Raw genomic sequence first — 20,973 nt, forward strand, 5'->3', positions numbered from 1 at the left:
AATTCGCGGCGCATCAGACGTTAAACGCCTGAACCGGATGATAATTCGGCGAGGATCGGGCCGGTATCGTTGCGGCGCGAAGTCCATAGTCCGCGATTTTGTGCTTCTGTAAGACGCGCGGCGATGTCTTTCAGGGCGTCCGGATTGTGATCGCGCAGGAAGTCGCGGACGGTATCGTCCATCAGATAGGCCTCGAACACCGCGTCGAAATGATGGTCGGACACGGCGCGCGCGGTGGCGGCGAAAGCGAACAGGTAATCGACCGTCGCGGCCATTTCGAACGCGCCTTTGTAACCGTGCCGCATGACACCTTCGATCCATTTCGGATTGACGACGCGGGCGCGGACGACACGGCCGATTTCGTCTTCCAGCCGTCGGACCTTCGGGCTTTCCGGGCGGCTGTGATCGTTGTGATAGACCGGCACGGCCTCCCCGGACAGGGTGCGCGCCGCGACCGCCATGCCGCCTTCGAACTGGTAGTAATCGTCGGAATCCAGCAGATCGTGTTCGCGGTTGTCCTGATTGTGCAGGATTGCCTGCACCCGTCCCAACCGGCGCTCGAAACCGCTGCGGTCGGCCTCTCCCTCCCGGCCCGCGCCATAGGCATATCCGCCCCAGGCCAGATAGGCATCGGCAAGGTCGCCTTCCGTCGTCCAGCCTTTCTCGTCGATCAAGGCCTGGAGACCCGCGCCATAGGCCCCTGGTTTGGACCCGAAGACCCGTGCCCCGGCCCGACGTCGGGCATTCTCTTCGTCCAGGCCGGTGCTTTGAAGTTCCGCGACCTCCGCCGCGACATTGGCGGCCAGCGGGTTAACGTCAGCCGGTTCGTCCAGGGCCGCGACGGCGCGTGCGGCGCTGTCCACCAGATCGATCAGACCGGGGAAGGCATCGCGGAAGAAGCCGGAAATGCGCAAGGTCACGTCAACGCGGGGCCGGTCCAACAGGTCGGCGGGCATGATTTCGAATCCGGTGACACGGCGGGACGCGCTGTCCCATTGCGGACGGACGCCCATCAGCGCCAGGGCCTGGGCGATATCGTCGCCGCCGGTGCGCATATTGGCGGTGCCCCAGCAGCTGAGAGCCAACCGCGTTGGATAATCGCCATGTTCCTGCGCATAGGTTTCGACCAGCAACTGCGCCGACTTCCAGCCCAGGGTCCAGGCGGCGGGCGTCGGCAGGGTGCGGGTATCGACGGAATAGAAATTCCGCCCCGTCGGCAGGACATCCGGGCGCCCGCGCGTCGGGGCGCCGGAGGATCCCGGCATCAGGAACCGTCCGTCCAGCGCGGTCAGGGCGCCGGACAGTTCGGCTGCGCCGCAGGCGGTGACGGTGTCGCGCAGGGACCCGTTGACCCAATCCAAGACAGCCGCGCTGGCCGGGCCGGGCGGCGACACCTGCCCATCGATCAAGCGGCGCGCCAGGCCTTCCAGGCGTTCCACGGTGTCGCCATTGCTGCGCCAGCTATCCGAACCGGACAAGGCCGCCGGTTTCGGGCCGGTCCAGGCATCGCCCATGGGGCAGTCCAGCGGATCGAAATCGCTCGGAAACGCGAAATCCTTGGCCATCGCCCGGATCAGACTGGCATCCGCGCCCTCGCCCTTCGCGCGCGGCACGCGGGTCAGCGCGACCAGCAGATCGGACAGCTGATCGCCGTCCGGGCTCTTCCCGAAGATATGCAGCCCGTCGCGGATCTGCATTTCCTTCAATTCGCACAGATAGGTATCCAGCTTGGCGAGCGCCCGATCTTCGTCGTCACCGTCGGCGATGCCGCAATCCTTGGACAGGCCGATACGATAGGTCAGGTCCAGAATATCGCGTTTCAGCACCTTGATGCGGCGCGGATCCGTCCCGGCGGCCTCAAAATACTCATCGACCAGCAGTTCCAGATCCTTCAGCGGTCCATAGCTTTCGGCGCGGGTCAGCGGCGGGGTCAGGTGATCGACGATCACCGCCTGGGCGCGGCGTTTCGCCTGCGTGCCTTCGCCGGGGTCGTTGACGATGAAGGGATAGATATGCGGCATGGGGCCGAACACGGCCTCCGGGAAGCAGTCTTCGGACAGGGCGACGGCCTTGCCGGGCAGCCATTCCATATTGCCGTGTTTGCCCATATGGATCATCGCATGGGCATGGAAAGCGTGCCGCATCCAGGCATAGAAGGCCAGATAGCCGTGCGGCGGGACGAGGTCCGGGCTGTGATAGGTTTCCTGCGGGTCGATGTTGTAACCGCGCGCGGGTTGCAGGCCGATGGCAATCTTGCCCAAGCGGAAGACGGGCAGGGCGAAAGACCCGCAATCGACCTCTCCCGTCCGATAGAAAGGATCGTCTTCCGGACGACCCCACCGTTCCGTGACGGCATTCCGGACGCTTTCCGGCAGGCTGCCGAAGAACAGGTGATAGTCGGCGAGGCTCAGGCTTTCCCGGACCTCGCGCCCCCTGACCGCGGCATTGGTCGGCCCGGCCTTCAGATAGTCGATCAGAGCGTCCGAGGTGTCGAAGCCGCCGTCGACCGTGTATCCGGCATCCTTTAGCGCCGCCAGCAGTTCCAACGTCCCGGCGGGCGTGTCCAAGCCAACGCCGTTCCCCAGGCGCGCATCCCGGTTCGGATAGTTGGCGAAGACGATACCGACGCGGCGGTCGGCCGCCGTCGTATATCGCAACTTCAACCAGTTTGCGGCCAGATCGGCAGTGAAGCGGCATCGGTCGGCGACGGGTTCGTATTCGACGATATCCGCCTGGATCAGGGGATCGCGCCGTGCCCCACCCTTGAAACTGACGGCGCGGGCCAGGATTCGCCCATCCACTTCCGGCAGGGCGACGTTCATGGCGATGTCGCGGGCGGACAGGCCGCGCGTGCCGTCGCGCCAGGCGCTTTCGTTCCCGCCGGAAAAAACGACCTGGAGGACCGGGGCGTCGACCGCATCGAAGGGCGTCTGCGTCCGCGCCGCGCCCGGGATGGATAGGGCGAAACCGGTACCGTTCAGGACGATGCCCGCCCCGCCGTCGACCAGCAGACTTTCCACGGTTTCGGCGGCGACGGGGTCCTTCAGGCTGGCGGCATAGATCGGCAGCGCATCCACGCCCGCCTTGTCCAAGGCGTCGATCAGCGCATCGATGACTTTCAGATTCGCGGCCTGATACAGGGCGCGATAGAAGATGATCGCCGCGACGGGCCGGTCTTCATGGCGCGGCAGGTCGGCGAGGCTCGGAAGTGTCAGGCCCGGCCAATAGAGTCCCGCACGCAGCAGCGGCGCCGGTTCCTTCCAGTCCGTTTCCCGCCCCAGAAGATCGGCGGCATAGGCTAATAGATGTTCCGTATTGTCGATGCCGCCCTGGACGCAATATTGCCACATCCGATGAACCGCGTCGCCGGGGAGGGTAGACAGGCCCTGCAATTCGGCATCCGGTTGATCGTCGCCCGGCAGCCATGCCAGCTTGATCCCCTTCTTGCGGCACAGGTCGGTCACCTCGTCCGTGCCATAGGGCCAATAGCCGCGCCCGCCCAGCAACCGCCCGATGACCAGCTTCGCCCCGGCCAGGGTTTCTTCCAGATACAGATCGACGGAATAATTGTGGCCCAAATGCAGAAGGTTCGCGGCGCGCAGGCTGGGCGCGCCCGCATCCTTTGCCAGCCGCCGCGATTGGGCGGCGGCGAGGCAGGCGATTTCGGTATCGGCGGCGGTCAGAAAGACGATCTCACCGGGTTCCTGACCCAGATCGACCGCTTCCGATCCGTCGTCAATTCCGCCGGGGGTCGCGGCTAGAAGATGCATCGGTTACCAACACCTAAGGTCGGGCACCCGAAGCCGGGTGGATGGATTATTCGTCGCCGCCCGCCGGGATCGCCATACCGACCAGATGGTATCCGCTGTCGACATAGTGAACTTCGCCGGTCACGCCCGCGGACATGTCGGACAGAAGATAGAGGGCGGAATTGCCGACCTCTTCCAATTCGATGTTCCGACCCAGCGGAGACGACTTGCCCTGCCAGTTATAGGTGAAGCGCGCGCCCGCGATGGCCGATCCGGCCAGGGTGCGCATCGGTCCGGCGGACAGCGCGTTGACGCGGATGCCGTTCCGGCCCAGATCGACCGCCAGATAGCGCACGGAAGCTTCCAGCGCGGCCTTCGCGACGCCCATCACGTTGTAGGACGGCATGACCCGCTGCGCCCCTTCATAGGACAGCGTGATCAGGCTGCCGCCGGGGTTGAGCATGGGTTCGGCGTATTTCGCCACGGCCGTAAAGGAATAGCAGGAGATATCCAGCGTATGCTTGAAGTTCGACCGCGTCGTGTCGACATAGCGGCCCTTCAATTCTTCCTTGTCGGAATAGGCGATGGCATGGACGACGAAATCGAACTTGTCCCAGACCTTGCCCAGATCGGCGAAGGTCTGCGCGATGCTGTCGTCCGAATCGACGTCGCAGGGCAGGCAGGCCGCCGCCCCGACGGATTCCGCCAGCGGCTTCACGCGCTTCCCGAAGGCTTCGCCCTGATAGGTGAAGGCCAGTTCGGCGCCATGGGCATGGCAGGCTTCCGCGATGCCCCAGGCGATCGAATGGTTGTTCGCCACACCCATGATCAGGCCGCGTTTTCCGGCCATCAGTTCGGTCGTGTTCATGGGCGGATCAGTCCGTGTATTTTCTGAAGGCGAGGCTGGCATTGGTGCCGCCGAACCCGAAACTGTTGGAAAGGACGAGGTTCAGACCGGCATTGTCGATCCGTTCCCGTGCGATGGGCATGCCCTCGGCCTCTTCGTCCAGTTCGTCGATATTGATCGACGGGGCGATGAAGTCGTTTTCCATCATCAGCAGGGAATAGATCGCTTCCTGCGCACCGGTCGCGCCCAGCGAATGCCCGGTCATCGACTTGGTGGAGGAGATCGTCGGCAGTTTGTCGCCGAAGACTTCCTTGATCGCCTGAAGTTCGCGCGTGTCGCCGACCGGGGTGGAGGTGCCGTGGGTGTTGATATAGCCCACCGGCTCGTTCAGCCCCTGAAGCGCCAGTTTCATGCAGCGCACGGCGCCTTCGCCCGACGGCTGCACCATGTCGAAGCCGTCGGAATTCGCACCGTAGCCGACCAGTTCGCCGTAAATTTTCGCGCCGCGCGCCTTGGCGTGTTCCAGTTCTTCCAGAACTACTGTCGCGCCGCCGCCCGCGATGACGAAACCGTCGCGGTTCTTGTCATAGGCGCGGCTGGCCTTTTCCGGGGTGTCATTATAGCCGGAGGACAGGGCCGGCATCGCGTCGAACACGACGGTCATGGTCCAGTCCAGTTCTTCGCCGCCGCCGGCGAAGACGATGTCCTGCTTGCCCCATTGGATCATTTCCGCGCCGTTGCCGATGCAATGCGCACTGGTGGAACAGGCGGAGCTGATGGAATAGTTGACGCCCTTGATCTGGAACGGCGTCGCCAGAGTGGCGGAGTTGGTCGAAGACATGATGCGCGGCACCATGAAGGGGCCGACCCGCTTCGCCGATTTCTCGCGCGCAGTGTCCCAGGCCCACAGCATGTTCTTGGTCGACGGGCCGCCGGATCCCATGATCAGGCCGGTGCGTTCGTTCGACACTTCGCTTTCGGTCAGGCCCGCATCCGCGATCGCCTGTTCCATGGCGATGTAGTTATAGGCCGCGCCGTCGCCCATGAAGCGCATCAGCTTCTTGTCGATATGCTCGGTCACATCGATCTTCGGCTTGCCGTGCACATGGCTGCGGAAACCGCGTTCGGCATAGTCTTCGCTATAGCTGATCCCGCTTCGGCCGGCCTTCAGGGAATCGAGCACTTCCTCCTTGTTGTTCCCGATGCAGGACACGATGCCTATACCGGTAACGACCACACGCCGCGTGTTCATGGTCTTTCGCAGCTCCATTCTGTTATCTGTTGGACCCGGCGGACCGGTTCCGAAATTGCCTATAGGCGCCGGTCTCTTGGACCCGCTGTGACCCGTCTCGTAACCGATATGGGGTCTCTACGCCTAAATGATAGTCGTTTCTTCAGGACGCGCCGGTCTTCAGGAAGCGCCGGCGGCGTCTGTCGTGAACAGGCCGACCTTCATATCCTTCGCTTCCGCCGCGGGTTTGCCGTCGACCTTCATGATGCCGTCGGCAATGCCCATGACCAGCTTGCGCATGATGACCCGCTTCAGGTTGATCTCGTATGTGACCTTCTTCGCGGTCGGCAGGACCTGATCGAACAGCTTCACCTCGCCGACACCCAGCGCACGGCCCTTGCCCGGCGCGCCCAGCCAGCCCAGGAAGAAGCCGACCATCTGCCACATGGCATCAAGGCCCAGGCAGCCCGGCATGACGGGGTCGCCTTCGAAATGGCATTCGAAGAACCAGCGGTCCGGCGTGATATCGAACTCCGCCAGGATCTGGCCTTTCCCATGCGGGCCGCCGTCCTCGGTGATGGAAGTGATCTTGTCCATCATCAGCATCGGCGGCAGCGGCAGTTGCGCGTTGCCCGGCCCGAAAAGCTTACCCTTCGCGCAGGCAATCAGATCCTCGTAGGAGAAGCTGTTCTGGCGCGCGGATTCGGTCGCTTGTTGTCCCGTCAAATGTTCGCCCTCGTTATCGTTGAAGCCGCCCGCCGCTCCGTGACTTCCGAATCGGTTGTCACGGTCGGCCCGGCCGACAGCCTGTTACACAGGTCGAGTCTTACCGAAACTGACCGGGTAACACAATGGATTGCGGCTTATGTGCCGGGGGAACATGTATTTTCGATTGGATCGGCAGGGTTGAAAAAAACAGACTTGACGTTCATTTCGTGAACGCGCTATGCGTTCGCGGCGTGAACATGGCTGCGGACCTTATGAAGCAGCGCCTGCCCACCGATGTTTCCGACCTGAAAGAACGCCGTCAGACATGACTGACAAGAAAGCTCAGGACGACACCCTTTCCGATGCGGATCTTGCGATCACGCTGGGGTTGTTGACGGCGGTCGAACGGGAAGATCGGGTCACGCAACGATCGTTGGCCAGCGAATTGGGAATCGCCCTGGGCCTTGCCAATTCCTATTTGAAGCGCGCCGCCCGTAAGGGCTGGATCAAGGTGCAGCAGGTTCCGCCGAATCGCTACAGCTATTTTCTGACGCCCCAGGGGTTCAGTGAAAAGGCGCGGTTGACGGGGGAATATCTGACGTCCTCCCTGACATTCTTCCGGCGGGCGAAAGACCAGATCGGCACGGCGCTGACCGATTTCTCGGAACGGGACTATCGCAAGGTCGTCCTGTTCGGGGTCAGTGAATTGGCGGAGATTGCCGCCCTCTGCGCCCTGGGGATGGATATCGAACTGGTCGGGATTGTCGACCCGTTCAGCGGCAAGGATCGCTTTGCGGGGCTGCCGGTCGCCCGGCGCGTGGAAGACCTGCCGGCGGCGGAGGCCTATCTAGTCACCGATGTACGACGATCCCAATCCTGTTACGACGACCTGATCGCCCGGTATGGCCGTACCCGCGTCGCGGCGCCTCGTTTGTTGCATATCCGTCAGAAACCCTTGGCCGCGGCCGATCAGGGCGATGAAGGTAGGGCGTCATGAAGCGCTGGTTCGTCGTCTATACCAAGGCCGCGCAGGAACGGATCGCGGAAATCAACCTCAAGAAACAGGGGTTCGAGACCTATCTTCCCCGATTGGCGCTGCGCAAGAAATCGGCGGGGCGCGCGATTTCCGCCGTCGTGCCGATGTTCAGCCGCTATCTGTTCGTGCGGCTCGACCTGGACGCGATGCCGTGGCGGTCGGTGAACGGCACTTTCGGCGTTTCCAATCTGGTTTCTTTCGGAGAACGCCCGGCACCGGTCGCGGATGCCGTCGTCACGGAAATCATGCAGCGGCATGACGAGGACGGCGTGGTGCGTCTGTCCGCCCAGGACGTCTTCACCCCCGGTGAAAAGGTCGAAATCGAAGACGGCCCCTTGGCGGAGGTCAAAGGGCTTTTCTCCGCCGCGTCCGCCAAGGAACGCGTGATCGTCTTGATGTCGCTGTTGGGTCGGGACGTTCCGGTCCGAATCAGCCCGGATCGACTGCGCCGGGCGTCTTAAAGCCCGGCAACGACTTAGTGAACCGTGACCGGTTCGATTTCCAGGTGTTCGGCGGCGAACATCGCGGCGTCCACGGTTTCCGCCGTGGCCAGTTGAATACCGTCCGCGCCGCGCAATTCGTATTGCACGCCCTCGTCGGTTTCGATTTCCCGGATATAGCCGACGACGCCGATTCCAAGCCCCTCTAACTCGCCTGCCGTCAGGGTTTTCAATTCACCCTGGGTGACGAATTCACTGGGGATGACATATTCGTTTTCGTAATCAGACATCTTCTACATCCAGGGCCCGGGTCTTTCGGCCGTTATTCGCCTTGCCGCGCCCTTTATCGGCATTGATGGCGATCGTTTGTACGCGGGTTTCCTGCTTCGGCCGTTTCAGGTCGATATCCAGAAGCCCGTTGGTCAGGCTGGCGCCTTCGATCTCGATCCCGTCCGCCAGGACGAAACGCCGCTGAAACTGACGCGCGGCGATGCCTCGGTGCAGGAAGATACGGTCCTGTTCGTTGGCGTCGACCATCTGGCGGCCGACGACGACCAATTGGTCGCCCTCGCGTTGGATCGACAGGTCGTCTTCGGAAAAACCGGCCACCGCCAATGTGATGCGCAGCCGGTCTTCGTCCAACTGCTCGATATTGTACGGGGGGTATCCGTCCGAGGACATTTTAGCGACCCGGTCGAGAGTCCGCTCAACCTCGTCGAAGCCGAGAAGCAGCGGACTGTTGAAAAGCGTCATGCGCGCCATGGCGATCTCCTTAGTCTCAAGCGAGAGCCTACCGGCGCGTTTCGGAACCCTGCCATAGGCATTCCCGCGCCACTGACCCTTATTTGGCCGGGAAGACCGGAAAATTCAAGCCGCGCGATTCCTGACATCGGTCCGACGCAGCAGGGTTTCCCCCGCGCGGCGGCGCGGGCATACTGCGGCCCGCATCCTGCCAGTCCATCCGCATCGAGGGTTTTCATGTCCGAAACGCCGCAGCATCTCTATCTCGTCGACGGGTCGGCCTATATCTTCCGGGCCTTTTTCGCATTGCCGCCGATGAACCGGGAAGACGGTACGCCGACCAATGCGGTTTTCGGCGTGACCAGCATGCTGCTGAACCTGATCGAACGCACGGATGCGGATCACGTTGCCGTGATCTTCGACGCAAAACGCCAGAATTTCCGCAACGACATTTATCCCGACTACAAGGGGCACCGTCCGGACGCGCCGGAGGAACTGCGCCCGCAATTCCCGATCATTCGGGAAGCGGTGGAGGCATTGAGCCTGCCCTATGTCGAAATGGAAGGGTTTGAGGCGGACGACCTGATCGCGACCTATGCCAAGCAGGCTGCCGCCGCCGGTGCGGAAGTCACGGTCGTTTCTTCCGACAAGGACCTGATGCAGCTGGTCGACGACCATATCTCCATGTGGGACCCGATGAAGAATCAGGTCATCTCCTATGATCAGGTGATGGAGAAATTCGGCGTCGGCCCGGACAAGGTGGTGGATGTGCAGTCGCTGGCCGGGGATTCGACCGACAACGTGCCCGGCGTCCCGGGGATCGGCATCAAGACGGCGGCGCAGTTGATAAACGAATACGGCGATCTGGATACGCTGCTGGAACGCGCGTCGGAAATCAAACAGCCGAAACGCCGCGAAAGTTTGATCGAATTCGCGGAACAGGCCCGCATTTCCCGCCAATTGGTGCGCCTGAAGGACGATGTCGCGGTCGAGGTACCGATCGCCGATTTGAAGCGCCGGGCGATGGACAAGGACCGCCTGCTGACCTTCCTGAAGGAAAACGGATTCAAGCGCCTGATCGCCCGCGTCAGCGACGGCAGCGAGACCGGCGCATCCGCTTCAGACGCCCCCGCGCCGCCGAAACCGGCGGATGCCAGCTACGACCTGGTACAGGATGCGGATGCGTTGAAGGCCTGGATTGCCCTGGCGGAAAAAGTGGGGACGGTGGCCGTCGATACGGAAACCACCAGTCTGAACCAGATGCAGGCCGAACTGGTCGGCGTGTCCCTGTCGGTGGAGGCCGGGAAGGCGTGCTATATCCCGTTGGCCCATGTCGCGCCGGGATCGGCGGGGGATGGCGATCTTTTGAGCACCGGCGACGATGCCGAAGTCCCGAAGCAGATGGACAAGGCGGAGGCGCTGGCCCTGCTGAAACCCATGCTGGAAGATCCGGGCATTCTGAAGATCGGGCAGAATATCAAATACGACGCCGTCGTGTTGGCGGGGGAGGGCGTCGCCGTCACGCCGATCGACGATACGATGCTGATCAGTTTCGTGCTGGAAGGCGGCATGCATGGCCATGGCATGGACGAACTGTCGGAATTGCATCTGGATCATAAGCCGATCGCTTTTTCCGAGGTCGCGGGCAAGGGCAAGTCGCAGATCACCTTCGCCGAGGTGCCGTTGGACAAGGCGCGGGACTATGCCGCGGAAGATGCCGATATCACCCTGCGCCTGTGGCAGGCGTTGAAACCCCGCCTGTTGGAAGAAAAGCTGGTCACCGTTTACGAGACGATCGAACGGCCGCTGGTGCCCGTTCTGGCGATGATGGAGCGGGAAGGGATCAAGGTCGATCCGACCGTGCTGCGCAGCATGTCGACCGATTTCGGCAAGCGTATCGCCGATCTGGAAACCGAAATTCATAAGGAGGCGGGCCGCAACTTCAATGTCGGTTCGCCGAAGCAATTGGGCGAGGTTCTGTTCGACGAAATGGGTCTGGACAGCGGGCGCAAGACCAAGACCGGGGCGCAGTCCACAAGTTCCGATGTGCTGGAGCCGCTGCGCGACGCCCATCCGATTGTCGCCAAGGTCCTGGACTGGCGCATGCTGTCCAAGCTGAAAAGCACCTATACCGATGCCTTGATGGAAGATATCCATCCCCGAACCGGACGGGTGCATACGTCCTATATGATGACCGGGGCGCAGACGGGACGGTTGAGCTCGACCGATCCGAACCTGCAGAACATCCCGATCCGAACGGAGGAAGGCCGCGCCATCCGCAAGGCCTTCGTCGCGCCGTCGGGGTCGAAGCTGATCTCCCTGGATTATTCGCAGATCGAATTGCGGCTCGTCGCCCATGTTGCGGGAATCGAACCGTTGATCCAGGCGTTCCGGGACGGTCAGGATATTCACGCGGCGACGGCGTCGGAAGTCTTCGGCGTGCCGATGGCGGACATGACGTCGGATGTGCGCCGCAAGGCGAAGGCGATCAATTTCGGCATCATCTACGGCATTTCCGCCTTCGGTCTGGCCAACCAGATCGGCGTGGCGCGGGGCGAGGCCCAGGCCTTTATCGACCGGTACTTCGAACGCTTCCCCGGCATCCGCGCCTATATGGATGAAACCGTCGAATATTGCCGCAAGCATGGCCGGGTGGAGACCCTGTTCGGGCGCCGTATCCATATCCCGACCATCAACGACAAGAACCCGATGCGCCGCAACTATGCGGAACGACAATCGATCAATGCGCCGATCCAGGGGACGGCGGCGGATATCATCAAACGCGCGATGATCCGCATTCCCAAGGCCTTGGAAGATGCGGGCCTGTCGGACCGGGTGAAGATGCTGCTGCAGGTGCATGACGAACTGGTCTTCGAAGCGCCGGAGGGCGATACGGAAGCCGCCATCGCCTGCATCAAGGCGGTGATGGAAGGGGCCGCCCAGCCGCTTCTGGATCTGAAGGTCCCCCTGATCGTGGAGGCCGGAACCGGCGACAGCTGGGCGGAAGCGCACTAATCTTACGCGCTGTGTTCCGCCCTCGGCGCGGGGCTAGGGCGGGTCGCGATCGACAGGAACAGGGCGAAGACCGACAAACCCACGGCTGTCAGGAATGTCGTGGAGAATGCCCCGGCTATCAGGTCGGGGGGCGTTTCCGCGGCGTTTTGGGATCCGGTTGCCGCAGCGAAAACAGTCGCCATTACCGACGCGCCGATGATGAAACCCAGATTGCGGGAAAGACCCAGCAACCCGGCGATCATCCCCCGTTTGTCGTCCGGGGCGGCGACCATGACCGACGCATTATTGGCCGCCAGGAAAAGCTGGAAGCCCGGCGTCAAAAGCATCAGGGACAGGATATAGCCGGTCGTGCCCAAATATCGCGGCGCCATCGACAGGCAGATCAGACCCAGGATCGTTTGCGCAAGCCCCAGCACCAATGCCCGCCCTGCGCCGATCCTGTCGGTGATGCGGCCTGCGGGTATACCCGACAGGGCTGCGGTCAGGGGGCCGACGGCCATGACAAGGCCGACCGTCGCTTCGTTCAACCCCAAGGCATAGGCCAGGAAGAAGGGTCCGACCACTAGGGTCGTCATCATCACCGCCGTGATGAGGAGATTGGTGACGAGGGCCGCGGCAATGTACCGGTTCTGTAGCACGGTGAAATCCACCAAGGGCGACTTCCGCGTTCGTTCGACCCAGACGAAGATGATTCCCCCGATCCCGGCGGTCAGCAGCAGCAACAGGCTATCCGTTGAAAACCCGGTTCGACTGCCGGTCACGGAAACGGTGAATGCCGCCAGCGTCAGTGTCAGGACCATCATCCCGAAGATATCTATTTGCGGCCGATTTTCCGACGGCTCGGCGGCTTTTCCGGGGACGCCGCGCAGGGTTACGATTGCCGCGACGATACCGCCCGCGGCTAGGGCCACGAACATAGGACGCCACCCGGCACCGGCAATCGTCAACCCGCCGAGGGAGGGGCCGAGTGCGGTTCCGATCGCCGACATTGTGCCCATGAGACCCATGGCGGCGCCGGTTCGTTCCGTCGGCACCGTATCGCGGACGATGGACAGCGGCAGGGCCATTAGGATCGCTGCCCCGATCCCCTGCACCGCGCGGGCGGCGATCAATCCGGTGAAAGTCGGCGTCACGGCGCAGGCCGCCGATGCCGCGGAGAAGAGGACGAGCCCGGCGAGGAAGACCCGGCGATGTCCCAATAAATCGCCGAGCCGCCCGGCCGTTACGATGGTGACGGTGACGGCCAGCAGATAGGCCAAAATGACCCATTGTACCTGTGATGTCGGAACGGAGAAGGCGGTTGCCAATGTCGGCAGCGCGACGGTCGCGATACTGATACCGAGTGAGGCCAACAAGACCGCCAAGGCCAGCGCGGGGAGGCTGCCGTAAGAGGATGAGAGTCGCTTTTTCATGGTCTTGCCCTTGATGAAAATTGATCTTGGGTGCACGCTGCCACTTCAAGTCAACTTGAGGTCAAGCATGAAAATGATCGATATCGGCCAATTGGCCGCGCAATCGGGCGTCCCGGCATCGACATTGCGGTATTACGACGAAATCGGCCTGATTTCGTCGGTTACCCGGCATGGGTTACGGCGGCAATTTGGGCCGGAGGCGATTTGGCGGCTGCGTTTGATCGCCTTGGGTAAAAAGGCCGGGTTCTCCTTGTCTGAAATCGCCGATGTCGTCGGCGCGGGCGGTGTAACCGAATTGCCCCGGCCGGTCCTGAAGGCCCGGGTCGCCGAAATTGACAAACAGATTGAGGAATTACAGGTCCTGCGCGATACGATTCAGCATGTGGCGGAATGCACGGCACCGTCGCATTTGGAATGCCCGCGTTTTCAGAAATTGTTGCGGATCGCGACGCGCCAGAAATCAGGCGACGGGTAACGCGGGCAATCAGCCCAGGGCCGCGACTTGTTCGCCGACATCGATGTCCAATTCGGCGGCGACTTCCAAGCCGCGATCTTCGAACGCATCGGTGTCGGGATGCCGGGCGGCCCAATCCGCGACCACGGCGTCGCGGGCGTCGAGCAGATAGGCGATCTGCGGTTTGAACAGGATCATCATGGCGCTCAGCCATCGGTTCGTCGCCCAGGACGGGAAGGCGTGATCCATTTCAAACCGATCGATCATGCGCTTCATCGCATCGGCGGGATACCAGGTTTCATCCGTGACCCAGCGATTCACGGTGAACAGCTTCGATGCCCGGCCGCGCTTGTCCATGCTGATGGCAACGATATGCGCGCCGACGCGGCTGTCGTTTTCCGCCTGCGGCACGGTCAGCGGCAGGGGGGCGACATCGTCGGGCATGCCGTCGTAACACAGGAAGGTGTGGAAATGCCCGTGTTCGTCGGGCCGTTCTTCCTTCGGATGGGAATGGTAGTAGTAGAGGGAATGCGTTTCCCAATCCACGGCGTCACCCTTGGGGTAGTGGCTCCATTCATAATAGGAACCCTGATGACGCAGGATTTCGGAAACGACATTGCTTGAGGTCTTTTTCAGGATGCGCTGACAGTTCAGCACCTCCGCCCCGGCGGCGCGCAGCGTCGAACGTTCCTCATCGCTCATCACCGTCAAACAGCGCGCGAGGTCGAACGGTTCCAGCGTGGAGCCGTCGCCATTCACATGGACCGATTTGGGCGCAGCCGATTGCGGCATGGATTACTCGTCCCACAAGGAAAAGGCCGGATGCGTCAGTTTTGCATCCGGCCCCTTCGGGAACAAGTCGGCAGTTGCGCGGATTAGGCCGCGAGCTGTTCGATTTCAGCCGTCGCCCGGTCCACCGCCGTCTCATCGAGGTTCTGTCGGTCGGCGGCCACCACTTGCACGTCGGTAATGCCCAGGAAGCCAAGCATGAACTTCAAATACGGCGTGGTGAAATCGGCGACGCCGTTCAGGTCCACCCCACCGGATGCAAAGGTGAGAATTGCCTTTTTGCCTTTCAGCAGGCCTTCGGGGCCGCTTTCGGTGTACTGGAACGTTTCCCGGGCGCGGGCGACGAGATCGATCCACGACTTCAGCGCGGCCGGGATTTGGAAATTGTAGACCGGCACCCCGATCACTAGGACATCTGCGGCCCGGAGTTCGTCAATCAAAGTATCGGAAAGGGACAGGGTCGCTTTCTGGTCGTCGCTGCGCTCCGCAGGATCGGTGAAGGTCGCGCCGAGCCACGCGCCGTCCACCATTGGAAGGCCGGCGGATACGTCGCGCAGGGTAACGGAAACGTCGCCGTGTTCAGCTTTCAGTTTCTCGATTACGCGGTCGCTCAGGGCGCGGCTGGTGGATGCGTCGCCGCGGGCGCTCGAATCGACACGCAGGACAGCAAGCGGGCGATTGTCGTTTTCGGAAGATGTGGTCATCGTCGGTCTCCATCATCGGATCGGGTTAAAATCTGTATGGGCGTAAAATAACCATGCCTGATTTGGAAAAAATCCCGGTATAAAGAACAATATTGTTTCCAAAATCCGCCAAATCTCCGAGGCTTCCCGAATCCTGTAGAATCGGGTCTTGTCGGCATTCTCGTCTCAGAAGGCCCGTCTCAGAAGGCCCGTCTCAGAAGGCCCGTCTCAGAAGGAAGGAAAACTCCGATGCCATTCGAACTCCAGATCGCGGCGATTTTGGCCGGCGGGGGCGTCGCGGTCGGGGTAATCCTGTCCTGGGTGACGCTCGTTCGGGGCAAGGCTGCCGAACTCTCCGCCATGCGCGCGCGGGAAACGGAACTGGCGCAGATCGTCGAACAGGTGCGAAGCGACCTGTCGGCAGCGTCGGCCCGGTTGGGGGCGCTGGGAGAAGACCGCGAGGAAATCCGACAGGAACGGGACGTCCTGCGGACCAAGCTGGAGGCCGCCCAATCCGACCTGACCGACCGGCGCGTGCAAATCGAAAACCTGCAAACCACGTTGGACGCCGAACGCAAATCCCATGCGGAAAAACTGGCGGAACTGGAAAACGTCCACGGCCAGATTGAAAAGGAATTGAAGATCGCGATGTCCGGTCTTCTGGACGGGGCGAACAAGACCTTCCTGGAACGCGCCCAGGAAGTCTTCAAACAGCAGCAGGAAAAGGGCGAGACCGGGATGAAGGCCATGGTCACGCCGATGAAGGAAGCCCTGGACCGTTTCCAGCGTCAGGTCACGGACATGGAAACCCAGCGAAAGCAGGACGAAGGCGCGCTCAGCCAACAAATCCGCCATATCGCGGAAAGCCATGGGAAGCTGAACGACACGACGGTCAGTCTGGTCAACGCCCTGCGCAGTGCCCCGAAAACGCGCGGGCGCTGGGGGGAGCAGCAGTTGCGCACGCTGTTGGAACTGTCCGGCATGGCCGAACATGTGGATTTCGAAACGGAAAAGCATTTTTCGACGGAAGACGGCGCGCGCCGCCCAGATGTCGTTCTGAACATGCCCGGCGGTCGGACGCTGGTGATCGATGCCAAGACCTCGCTTTCCGCCTATCTGGAGGCGATGGAAGCGGAAACCGAGGAGCAGCGGGAAGCCAAGCTGGTGGAACATGCGCGTCAGATCCGCACCCATGTCGACCAACTGGGCCGCAAGGATTACTGGAAGAACCTGCCCTCCGATACGGTCGATTTCGTCGTCATGTTCGTGCCGGGGGAACCGATGTATTCCGCCGCCATGGCCCGCGACCCGGCCTTGTTCGAGGACGCCTGGGACAAGCGTGTCATCGTCTGTTCGCCGACGACCCTGTTGGGGCTGGCGAAAGCGATTGCTTACGGCTGGCGGCAGGAAAAGGCGTCGAAGGACGCCCAGAAGGTGCACGAGGTCGCGACCGAACTGTACCGCCGCATGGTGAAGCTGGGCGGCGATGTCGCCGGATTGACGAAATCCCTGCAAGGTCACGTCAACAAGCACAATGCCTTCATCGGCAGCCTGGAAGGATCGGTCCTGCCCCAGGCCCGGAAGATGACGGACCTGTCGGTCGGCGACAGTCACGGCACTGTTCCGGAATTGGAGCCGGTGGAAACCGACGTCCGGGAGCCCAATCCGAATCGGGACCTTCTGTTCGACGACGCGCCGAAACTGCCAAAGCGTTAAGGCAACCGGTGTTTACGCCAGATCGGCGTCCGAAAAGCTTTCGGTACGCGAACAGAATTCGCAAGTGACCTCGATCAGGCCGTTGTCCAGCTTCAAGTCGTCCAGCGCGCCGGGTTCCAGCGACTTCAGCACGCCCTCGATCTTGGACCGGGAACAGCGGCATTCCTCCACCAATTCCTGTGGCGGGAAGACGCGCACGCCGTCTTCATGGAACAGGCGATAGAGCAAATCGTTCGGCGGCAGGCCGGGGTCCAGCATTTCCTCCGGCTTGGCGGAACTCATCAGCGCCACGGCGCGGCGCCAGGCGTCGCTGTCCGCCTTGCCGATATCCTCGTTGCCGCCTTCGTCCGGCAGACGCTGCACCAGCAGGGCGGATGCCGCCATGCTGCCGTCATCCCGTCGTCCGGCGCAGAGTTTGACGGTGGAGGCGAACTGTTCCGATTGTTCGAAATAGCGTTGCACGCATTCTTCGACCGTCGCGCCTTCCAGGGCCACGATGCCTTGATAGCGTTCCATGTCGCTGCCCTGGTCGACGGTGAAGGCAAGATAGCCCTGACCCAGCAGTTTCGGGATCGGGGCCGCCACGACATCGTGCAGTGGCGGCACCTCCCCTTTCACTTGGGCATATCCGCGCATCTTTCCGCCGCTGGTCACATCGGCGACCAGCATCGGGACGGGGCCGTCCCCTTTCGTCTGAAGGGTGAAGACGCCGTCGAACTTCAACGCCGCCGCCAGACCCGCACACAGGGCCAGCATCTCGCCCAGCAGATAGGCAACCGGGTCGGGATAACCGTGACGGGACAGGATCGTATCGACGCTTGCGCCCAGCTTGACCATGCGGCCGTGCAGGCCGGTCCGGTCGATCATGAACGGCTGAACGCAATCGTCGGTCAGCGGGGTGCCGGTCGGCGGGGTATCCCCGCCTTCCGGGATGCGGATTTCTTCTGCCATTTTACGGGCCTTAGCTTTATGGGCCTTAAACCTTGTCCAGGCACCAAAGAAGGATGCCCTTCTGTGCGTGCAGACGGTTTTCCGCCTCGTCCCAGACGACGCTTTGCGGGCCGTCGATCACACCGGCGGTCACTTCCTCCCCGCGATGCGCGGGCAGGCAATGCATGAAGATCGCATCCGGCTTCGCCTTCGCCATCAGCTCTTCATTGACCTGGAAGGGTTGCAGCAGATTGTGGCGCACCGGTGCGTCGCGGTCTCCCATGGACACCCAGACATCGGTGACGACGCAATCCGCATCCTTCACGGCATGGTCCGCATTGTGGACGATTTCCAGCTTGCAACCTTCCTTGACCGCCCAATCGACCACGTCGCGCGGCGGCTGCAATTCTTCCGGGCAAGCGATGCGAAGGGTGAAATCGAACCGCGCGGCGGCGTGAATCCAACTGGTGGCCATGTTGTTGCCGTCCCCGGCCCAGGCCACGACCTTGCCCTTGATGGACCCGCGATGTTGTTCATAGGTCATCACGTCGGCCATCAACTGGCAGGGATGGGTGCGGTCGGTCAGGCCGTTGATGACGGGCACCGTCGCATGTTCCGCCAGTTCCAGCAGTTTCGATTCTTCGGTCGTGCGGATCATGATCGCGTCGACGTAACGCGACAGGACGCGCGCCGTGTCGGCAATCGTCTCGCCACGGCCCAATTGAGTTTCCGCCGGGGTCATGACGACCACCTCGCCGCCCAATTGCTTCATGCCGACATCGAAGCTGATGCGCGTACGGGTCGAGGGCTTTTCGAAGATCAGGGCCAGAACCTTGCCGTCCAACGGCTTTGGCGCACCGGGTTTGCGGTCGCGCTCGCGGCCCGCATTGCCGCTGTCCAGCATGGTCCGCAGCGCGGCTTCGTCGAAATGGTCCAGGTCTAGGAAATGTTTAGGCATCTTTTTTACTCCACTGACCGGCGACCGTGTCGATAATGGCGGCTGCTTCGTCCACGTGTTTCTCTTCGACGATCAGCGGCGGCAGCAAACGGATCACGTTTTCTCCCGCCCCGACGGTCAGAAGACCCGCCTCGCGCAGGGCGTTCAGGAATTCGAGATTGCTGACATCCGGCTGGCAGGCCAGGCCCTGCATCAGGCCCGCGCCGCGCTGTCCGGCGAAGACGGTGGGGTGTTTGGCGACAAGGCCCGCCATCTTATCCCACAGATAGTCGCCGACCTTTTCGACGCGTTCCATGAATCCGGGTTCACCGATCACGTCCAGCACGGCATTGCCGACGGCCATGGCCAGTGGGTTGCCGCCGAAGGTCGTGCCGTGGGTGCCGGGCGTCAGGCCACGCGCGGCCTCTTCCTTCGCCAGGATCGCGCCCATGGGGAAGCCGCCGCCGATGCCTTTCGCCGTGGCGATGGCGTCCGGTTCGATCCCGGCCCATTCGTGCGCCCACATCTTGCCGGTCCGGCCGTTGCCCGACTGAACCTCGTCCAGGATCAGCAGAATGCCGAATTCGTCCGCAGCGGCGCGCAACTGACGCAGATAGTCCAGGTCCGCGGCACGGATGCCGCCTTCGCCCTGGATCGGTTCCAGCAGGATCGCGGCTGTTTCCGGCCCGATCGCATCGCGCAACGCGTTCATATTGCCGAAGGGCACGTTGTCGAACCCATCGACCTTCGGACCGAACCCGTCGAGATACTTCTTGTTATTCGCCGCCGCGATGGTCGCCAGCGACCGGCCGTGGAAGGCGCCCTCCACCGTGACCACGCGATAGCGCTCGGGATTCCCGCCGGCGGCATGGTAGCGCCGCGCCAGCTTGATCAGGCCTTCCAGGGCCTCGACGCCGGAATTGGTGAAGAAAACCCGATCGGCGAAGCTGTTTTCGGTCAACCGTTTCGCCAGCTTCTCGCCTTCCGGGATCGTGTACAGGTTGGCGACGTGCCACAGCTTTTCGGCCTGCGCCTTCAGCGCGGCGACCAGATGCGGATGGGCGTGGCCCAGACTGTTCACGGCGATCCCGGCATAGAAGTCGAGATATCGTCGCCCGTCCGTATCCCACAGATAGACGCCTTCGCCACGGTCGAACGCAATGGGGGACCGGGCATAGGTGTTCATGACTGCGGATTGTTGGACTTCAGACATCTCCTGACTCTTTCTGCTGGGGTGTTCCAACGGGCCGACCCCGCCGGAAAGCGGCGAAAGTGCAGGGGAAACCGGCTTAAGTCAACGGGAGAGACCGAACAATGAGCCCTGCCCGTCGCGGATCACGTCGCTGAGGCGTTCGACGATGGATGCGCAGCAGTCGGCGGCGTCGAAAACGGGCCGCCAATCGTCCGCGTCCCGGGTGGCAATGGCGGCGGCGAGAGCGGCCCGCGTGGCAGCGGGGTCCTTGCGGTCGTCGCGCAGGGCTTCGGGCAGATTGACCGCCGCGCAGAGCGCCTGCCAGAATTTTTCCTCCAGCGCGCCGACGGCGATGGCGCGTCCATCCCGCGCGGCGTAGATGCCATAGCGCGGCGATCCGCCGTTCAGCAGCCAGTCGCCGGGGCCGGGTGTCTTGCCGGTGGCCGAGTGGATCGCCTGCGCCCACCAGGCGAAGGGCCTTAGATTGTCGGTCATGGCGATGTCCAGATGCGCGCCGTCACCGGTTCGGGTTCGCCGTAACAGGGCCAGCGCGATCCGCATGACGGCGGGATAGGTACCGCCCGCGATATCGGCGGTCAGCACGGGGGGCAGGATCGGCAGGCCGTCGGCCCCCGTTGTCAGACCCAGGATGCCGCTTTCGGCCATATAGGTCAGGTCGTGCCCGGCCTTGCGCGCCTTCGGCCCCGTCTGACCGTAGCCGGTGATCGAACAATAGACGATGGACGGATTGATTTTGGCGACAGCGGCGTAACCGAGCCCCAAACGGTCCATCACACCGGGTCGGAACTGTTCGACCAGGACATCCGCGTCCTCGATCAACGGGGTCAAAAGCGCCAGCGTGTCCGGTGCTTTCAGGTCCAGTTCCCGGACCGTCTTGCCGCGATTGAGCAACCGATAACAGGCCCCGCTTCCATCCGGCAGAAAGGGCGGAAACCGGCGCATATCCTCGCCGCCAGGCGGTTCGATCTTGGTGACTTCCGCCCCGGCCTCCGCCATCAGCAACGTCGCCAGAGGCCCCGGCAGCAGCGTGGAAAAATCGAGAACCCGGATACCCGAAAGGCTGTCCTGCACG

Annotated in this window: 18 protein-coding genes; 5 read left to right on the top strand and 13 right to left on the bottom strand. The window is 62.4% G+C overall.

Annotated features, from left to right (window positions below):
- Positions 1-20 precede the first annotated feature (20 nt).
- From cobN to fabA, 4 genes are all read right to left on the bottom strand, one after another.
- Positions 21-3,770, bottom strand: a complete 3,750-nt coding sequence (gene cobN / locus HH303_RS12745) for a cobaltochelatase subunit CobN (protein WP_169625700.1) — start codon at positions 3,768-3,770, stop codon at positions 21-23.
- Positions 3,771-3,816: 46 nt separating this feature from the next.
- Positions 3,817-4,617 (bottom strand): enoyl-ACP reductase FabI, encoded by an 801-nt coding sequence (locus HH303_RS12750; protein WP_227421751.1) that lies wholly within the window; start codon positions 4,615-4,617, stop codon positions 3,817-3,819.
- Positions 4,618-4,624: 7 nt separating this feature from the next.
- Positions 4,625-5,866: a beta-ketoacyl-ACP synthase I gene (gene fabB, locus HH303_RS12755; protein WP_169625701.1), complete on the bottom strand. Its 1,242-nt coding sequence runs from the start codon at positions 5,864-5,866 to the stop codon at positions 4,625-4,627.
- 141 nt (positions 5,867-6,007) lie between these two features.
- Positions 6,008-6,553 carry a bifunctional 3-hydroxydecanoyl-ACP dehydratase/trans-2-decenoyl-ACP isomerase gene (gene fabA / locus HH303_RS12760; protein WP_169625702.1) on the bottom strand — a complete coding sequence of 182 codons (546 nt, stop codon included), beginning with the start codon at positions 6,551-6,553 and terminating at the stop codon, positions 6,008-6,010.
- A gap of 307 nt (positions 6,554-6,860) precedes the next feature.
- Here fabA and HH303_RS12765 point away from each other — a divergent pair, with 307 nt between their 5' ends.
- Together HH303_RS12765 and nusG are read left to right on the top strand one after the other, a co-directional pair.
- Positions 6,861-7,532, top strand: a complete 672-nt coding sequence (locus HH303_RS12765; RefSeq protein WP_169625703.1) for a winged helix-turn-helix transcriptional regulator — start codon at positions 6,861-6,863, stop codon at positions 7,530-7,532.
- On the top strand, positions 7,529-8,032 hold the full coding sequence (nusG, locus tag HH303_RS12770) for a transcription termination/antitermination protein NusG (protein ID WP_169625704.1): 504 nt from the start codon (positions 7,529-7,531) through the stop codon (positions 8,030-8,032). Before HH303_RS12765 ends, nusG begins: the two co-directional genes overlap by 4 nt.
- A gap of 14 nt (positions 8,033-8,046) precedes the next feature.
- On the opposite strand, the gene HH303_RS12775 is transcribed toward nusG, so the two are convergent.
- Both HH303_RS12775 and HH303_RS12780 read right to left on the bottom strand, forming a co-directional pair.
- Positions 8,047-8,301, bottom strand: coding sequence for a hypothetical protein (locus HH303_RS12775; RefSeq protein ID WP_169625705.1), 255 nt, complete (start codon positions 8,299-8,301; stop codon positions 8,047-8,049).
- Positions 8,294-8,773, bottom strand: a complete 480-nt coding sequence (locus tag HH303_RS12780) for an Hsp20 family protein (protein WP_227421752.1) — start codon at positions 8,771-8,773, stop codon at positions 8,294-8,296. The genes HH303_RS12775 and HH303_RS12780 overlap by 8 nt, the downstream gene beginning before the upstream one ends.
- Before the next feature lie 216 nt (positions 8,774-8,989).
- On the opposite strand from HH303_RS12780, the gene polA reads away from it, so the two are divergent.
- Entirely contained in the window at positions 8,990-11,767 is a 2,778-nt protein-coding gene (gene polA / locus HH303_RS12785; protein WP_169625706.1) for a DNA polymerase I, read from the top strand.
- Between the two features lie 2 nt (positions 11,768-11,769).
- Here polA and HH303_RS12790 read toward each other — a convergent pair whose 3' ends face one another.
- Positions 11,770-13,179 carry an MFS transporter gene (locus HH303_RS12790; protein WP_169625707.1) on the bottom strand — a complete coding sequence of 470 codons (1,410 nt, stop codon included), beginning with the start codon at positions 13,177-13,179 and terminating at the stop codon, positions 11,770-11,772.
- Between the two features lie 67 nt (positions 13,180-13,246).
- On the opposite strand from HH303_RS12790, the gene HH303_RS12795 reads away from it, so the two are divergent.
- Positions 13,247-13,654, top strand: a complete 408-nt coding sequence (locus HH303_RS12795; RefSeq protein ID WP_169625708.1) for a helix-turn-helix domain-containing protein — start codon at positions 13,247-13,249, stop codon at positions 13,652-13,654.
- 9 nt (positions 13,655-13,663) lie between these two features.
- Here HH303_RS12795 and HH303_RS12800 read toward each other — a convergent pair whose 3' ends face one another.
- Both HH303_RS12800 and HH303_RS12805 read right to left on the bottom strand, forming a co-directional pair.
- On the bottom strand, positions 13,664-14,425 hold the full coding sequence (locus HH303_RS12800) for a DUF6969 family protein (protein ID WP_169625709.1): 762 nt from the start codon (positions 14,423-14,425) through the stop codon (positions 13,664-13,666).
- A gap of 83 nt (positions 14,426-14,508) precedes the next feature.
- On the bottom strand, positions 14,509-15,126 hold the full coding sequence (locus tag HH303_RS12805; RefSeq protein WP_169625710.1) for an FMN-dependent NADH-azoreductase: 618 nt from the start codon (positions 15,124-15,126) through the stop codon (positions 14,509-14,511).
- 228 nt (positions 15,127-15,354) lie between these two features.
- Between HH303_RS12805 and rmuC the strand changes: the two genes are divergently transcribed.
- Complete coding sequence (gene rmuC, locus HH303_RS12810; protein WP_169625711.1) at positions 15,355-16,821, top strand: DNA recombination protein RmuC; 1,467 nt, start codon at positions 15,355-15,357, stop codon at positions 16,819-16,821.
- Positions 16,822-16,833: 12 nt separating this feature from the next.
- Here rmuC and hslO read toward each other — a convergent pair whose 3' ends face one another.
- The 4 genes from hslO to HH303_RS12830 all read right to left on the bottom strand — a co-directional run bounded on the left by hslO (position 16,834) and on the right by HH303_RS12830 (position 20,972).
- The gene (hslO, locus tag HH303_RS12815) at positions 16,834-17,772 is read right to left on the bottom strand and encodes an Hsp33 family molecular chaperone HslO (RefSeq protein WP_169625712.1); all 939 of its coding nucleotides are present in this window, start codon (positions 17,770-17,772) and stop codon (positions 16,834-16,836) included.
- 25 nt (positions 17,773-17,797) lie between these two features.
- Entirely contained in the window at positions 17,798-18,709 is a 912-nt protein-coding gene (argF, locus tag HH303_RS12820) for an ornithine carbamoyltransferase (protein ID WP_169625713.1), read from the bottom strand.
- The gene (locus HH303_RS12825; protein ID WP_169625714.1) at positions 18,702-19,901 is read right to left on the bottom strand and encodes an aspartate aminotransferase family protein; all 1,200 of its coding nucleotides are present in this window, start codon (positions 19,899-19,901) and stop codon (positions 18,702-18,704) included. The genes argF and HH303_RS12825 overlap by 8 nt, the downstream gene beginning before the upstream one ends.
- Before the next feature lie 81 nt (positions 19,902-19,982).
- Entirely contained in the window at positions 19,983-20,972 is a 990-nt protein-coding gene (locus HH303_RS12830) for a CaiB/BaiF CoA transferase family protein (protein WP_169625715.1), read from the bottom strand.
- Position 20,973: the final 1 nt, after the last annotated feature.

The organism is Pacificispira spongiicola (assembly GCF_012926505.1).
In the GTDB taxonomy this organism is placed as follows: Bacteria; Pseudomonadota; Alphaproteobacteria; order UBA8366; family Aestuariispiraceae; genus Pacificispira; species Pacificispira spongiicola.

Excerpts from the sequence above, each read along its gene's own strand:
- cobN (WP_169625700.1), bottom strand. The coding sequence starts at position 3,770 with ATGCATCTTCTAGCCGCGACCCCCGGCGGAATTGACGACGGATCGGAA.
- HH303_RS12750 (WP_227421751.1), bottom strand. The coding sequence starts at position 4,617 with ATGAACACGACCGAACTGATGGCCGGAAAACGCGGCCTGATCATGGGT.
- fabB (WP_169625701.1), bottom strand. The coding sequence starts at position 5,866 with ATGGAGCTGCGAAAGACCATGAACACGCGGCGTGTGGTCGTTACCGGT.
- HH303_RS12765 (WP_169625703.1), top strand. The coding sequence starts at position 6,861 with ATGACTGACAAGAAAGCTCAGGACGACACCCTTTCCGATGCGGATCTT.
- nusG (WP_169625704.1), top strand. The coding sequence starts at position 7,529 with ATGAAGCGCTGGTTCGTCGTCTATACCAAGGCCGCGCAGGAACGGATC.
- HH303_RS12775 (WP_169625705.1), bottom strand. The coding sequence starts at position 8,301 with ATGTCTGATTACGAAAACGAATATGTCATCCCCAGTGAATTCGTCACC.
- HH303_RS12780 (WP_227421752.1), bottom strand. The coding sequence starts at position 8,773 with ATGGCGCGCATGACGCTTTTCAACAGTCCGCTGCTTCTCGGCTTCGAC.
- polA (WP_169625706.1), top strand. The coding sequence starts at position 8,990 with ATGTCCGAAACGCCGCAGCATCTCTATCTCGTCGACGGGTCGGCCTAT.
- HH303_RS12790 (WP_169625707.1), bottom strand. The coding sequence starts at position 13,179 with ATGAAAAAGCGACTCTCATCCTCTTACGGCAGCCTCCCCGCGCTGGCC.
- HH303_RS12795 (WP_169625708.1), top strand. The coding sequence starts at position 13,247 with ATGAAAATGATCGATATCGGCCAATTGGCCGCGCAATCGGGCGTCCCG.
- HH303_RS12800 (WP_169625709.1), bottom strand. The coding sequence starts at position 14,425 with ATGCCGCAATCGGCTGCGCCCAAATCGGTCCATGTGAATGGCGACGGC.
- HH303_RS12805 (WP_169625710.1), bottom strand. The coding sequence starts at position 15,126 with ATGACCACATCTTCCGAAAACGACAATCGCCCGCTTGCTGTCCTGCGT.
- rmuC (WP_169625711.1), top strand. The coding sequence starts at position 15,355 with ATGCCATTCGAACTCCAGATCGCGGCGATTTTGGCCGGCGGGGGCGTC.
- hslO (WP_169625712.1), bottom strand. The coding sequence starts at position 17,772 with ATGGCAGAAGAAATCCGCATCCCGGAAGGCGGGGATACCCCGCCGACC.
- argF (WP_169625713.1), bottom strand. The coding sequence starts at position 18,709 with ATGCCTAAACATTTCCTAGACCTGGACCATTTCGACGAAGCCGCGCTG.
- HH303_RS12825 (WP_169625714.1), bottom strand. The coding sequence starts at position 19,901 with ATGTCTGAAGTCCAACAATCCGCAGTCATGAACACCTATGCCCGGTCC.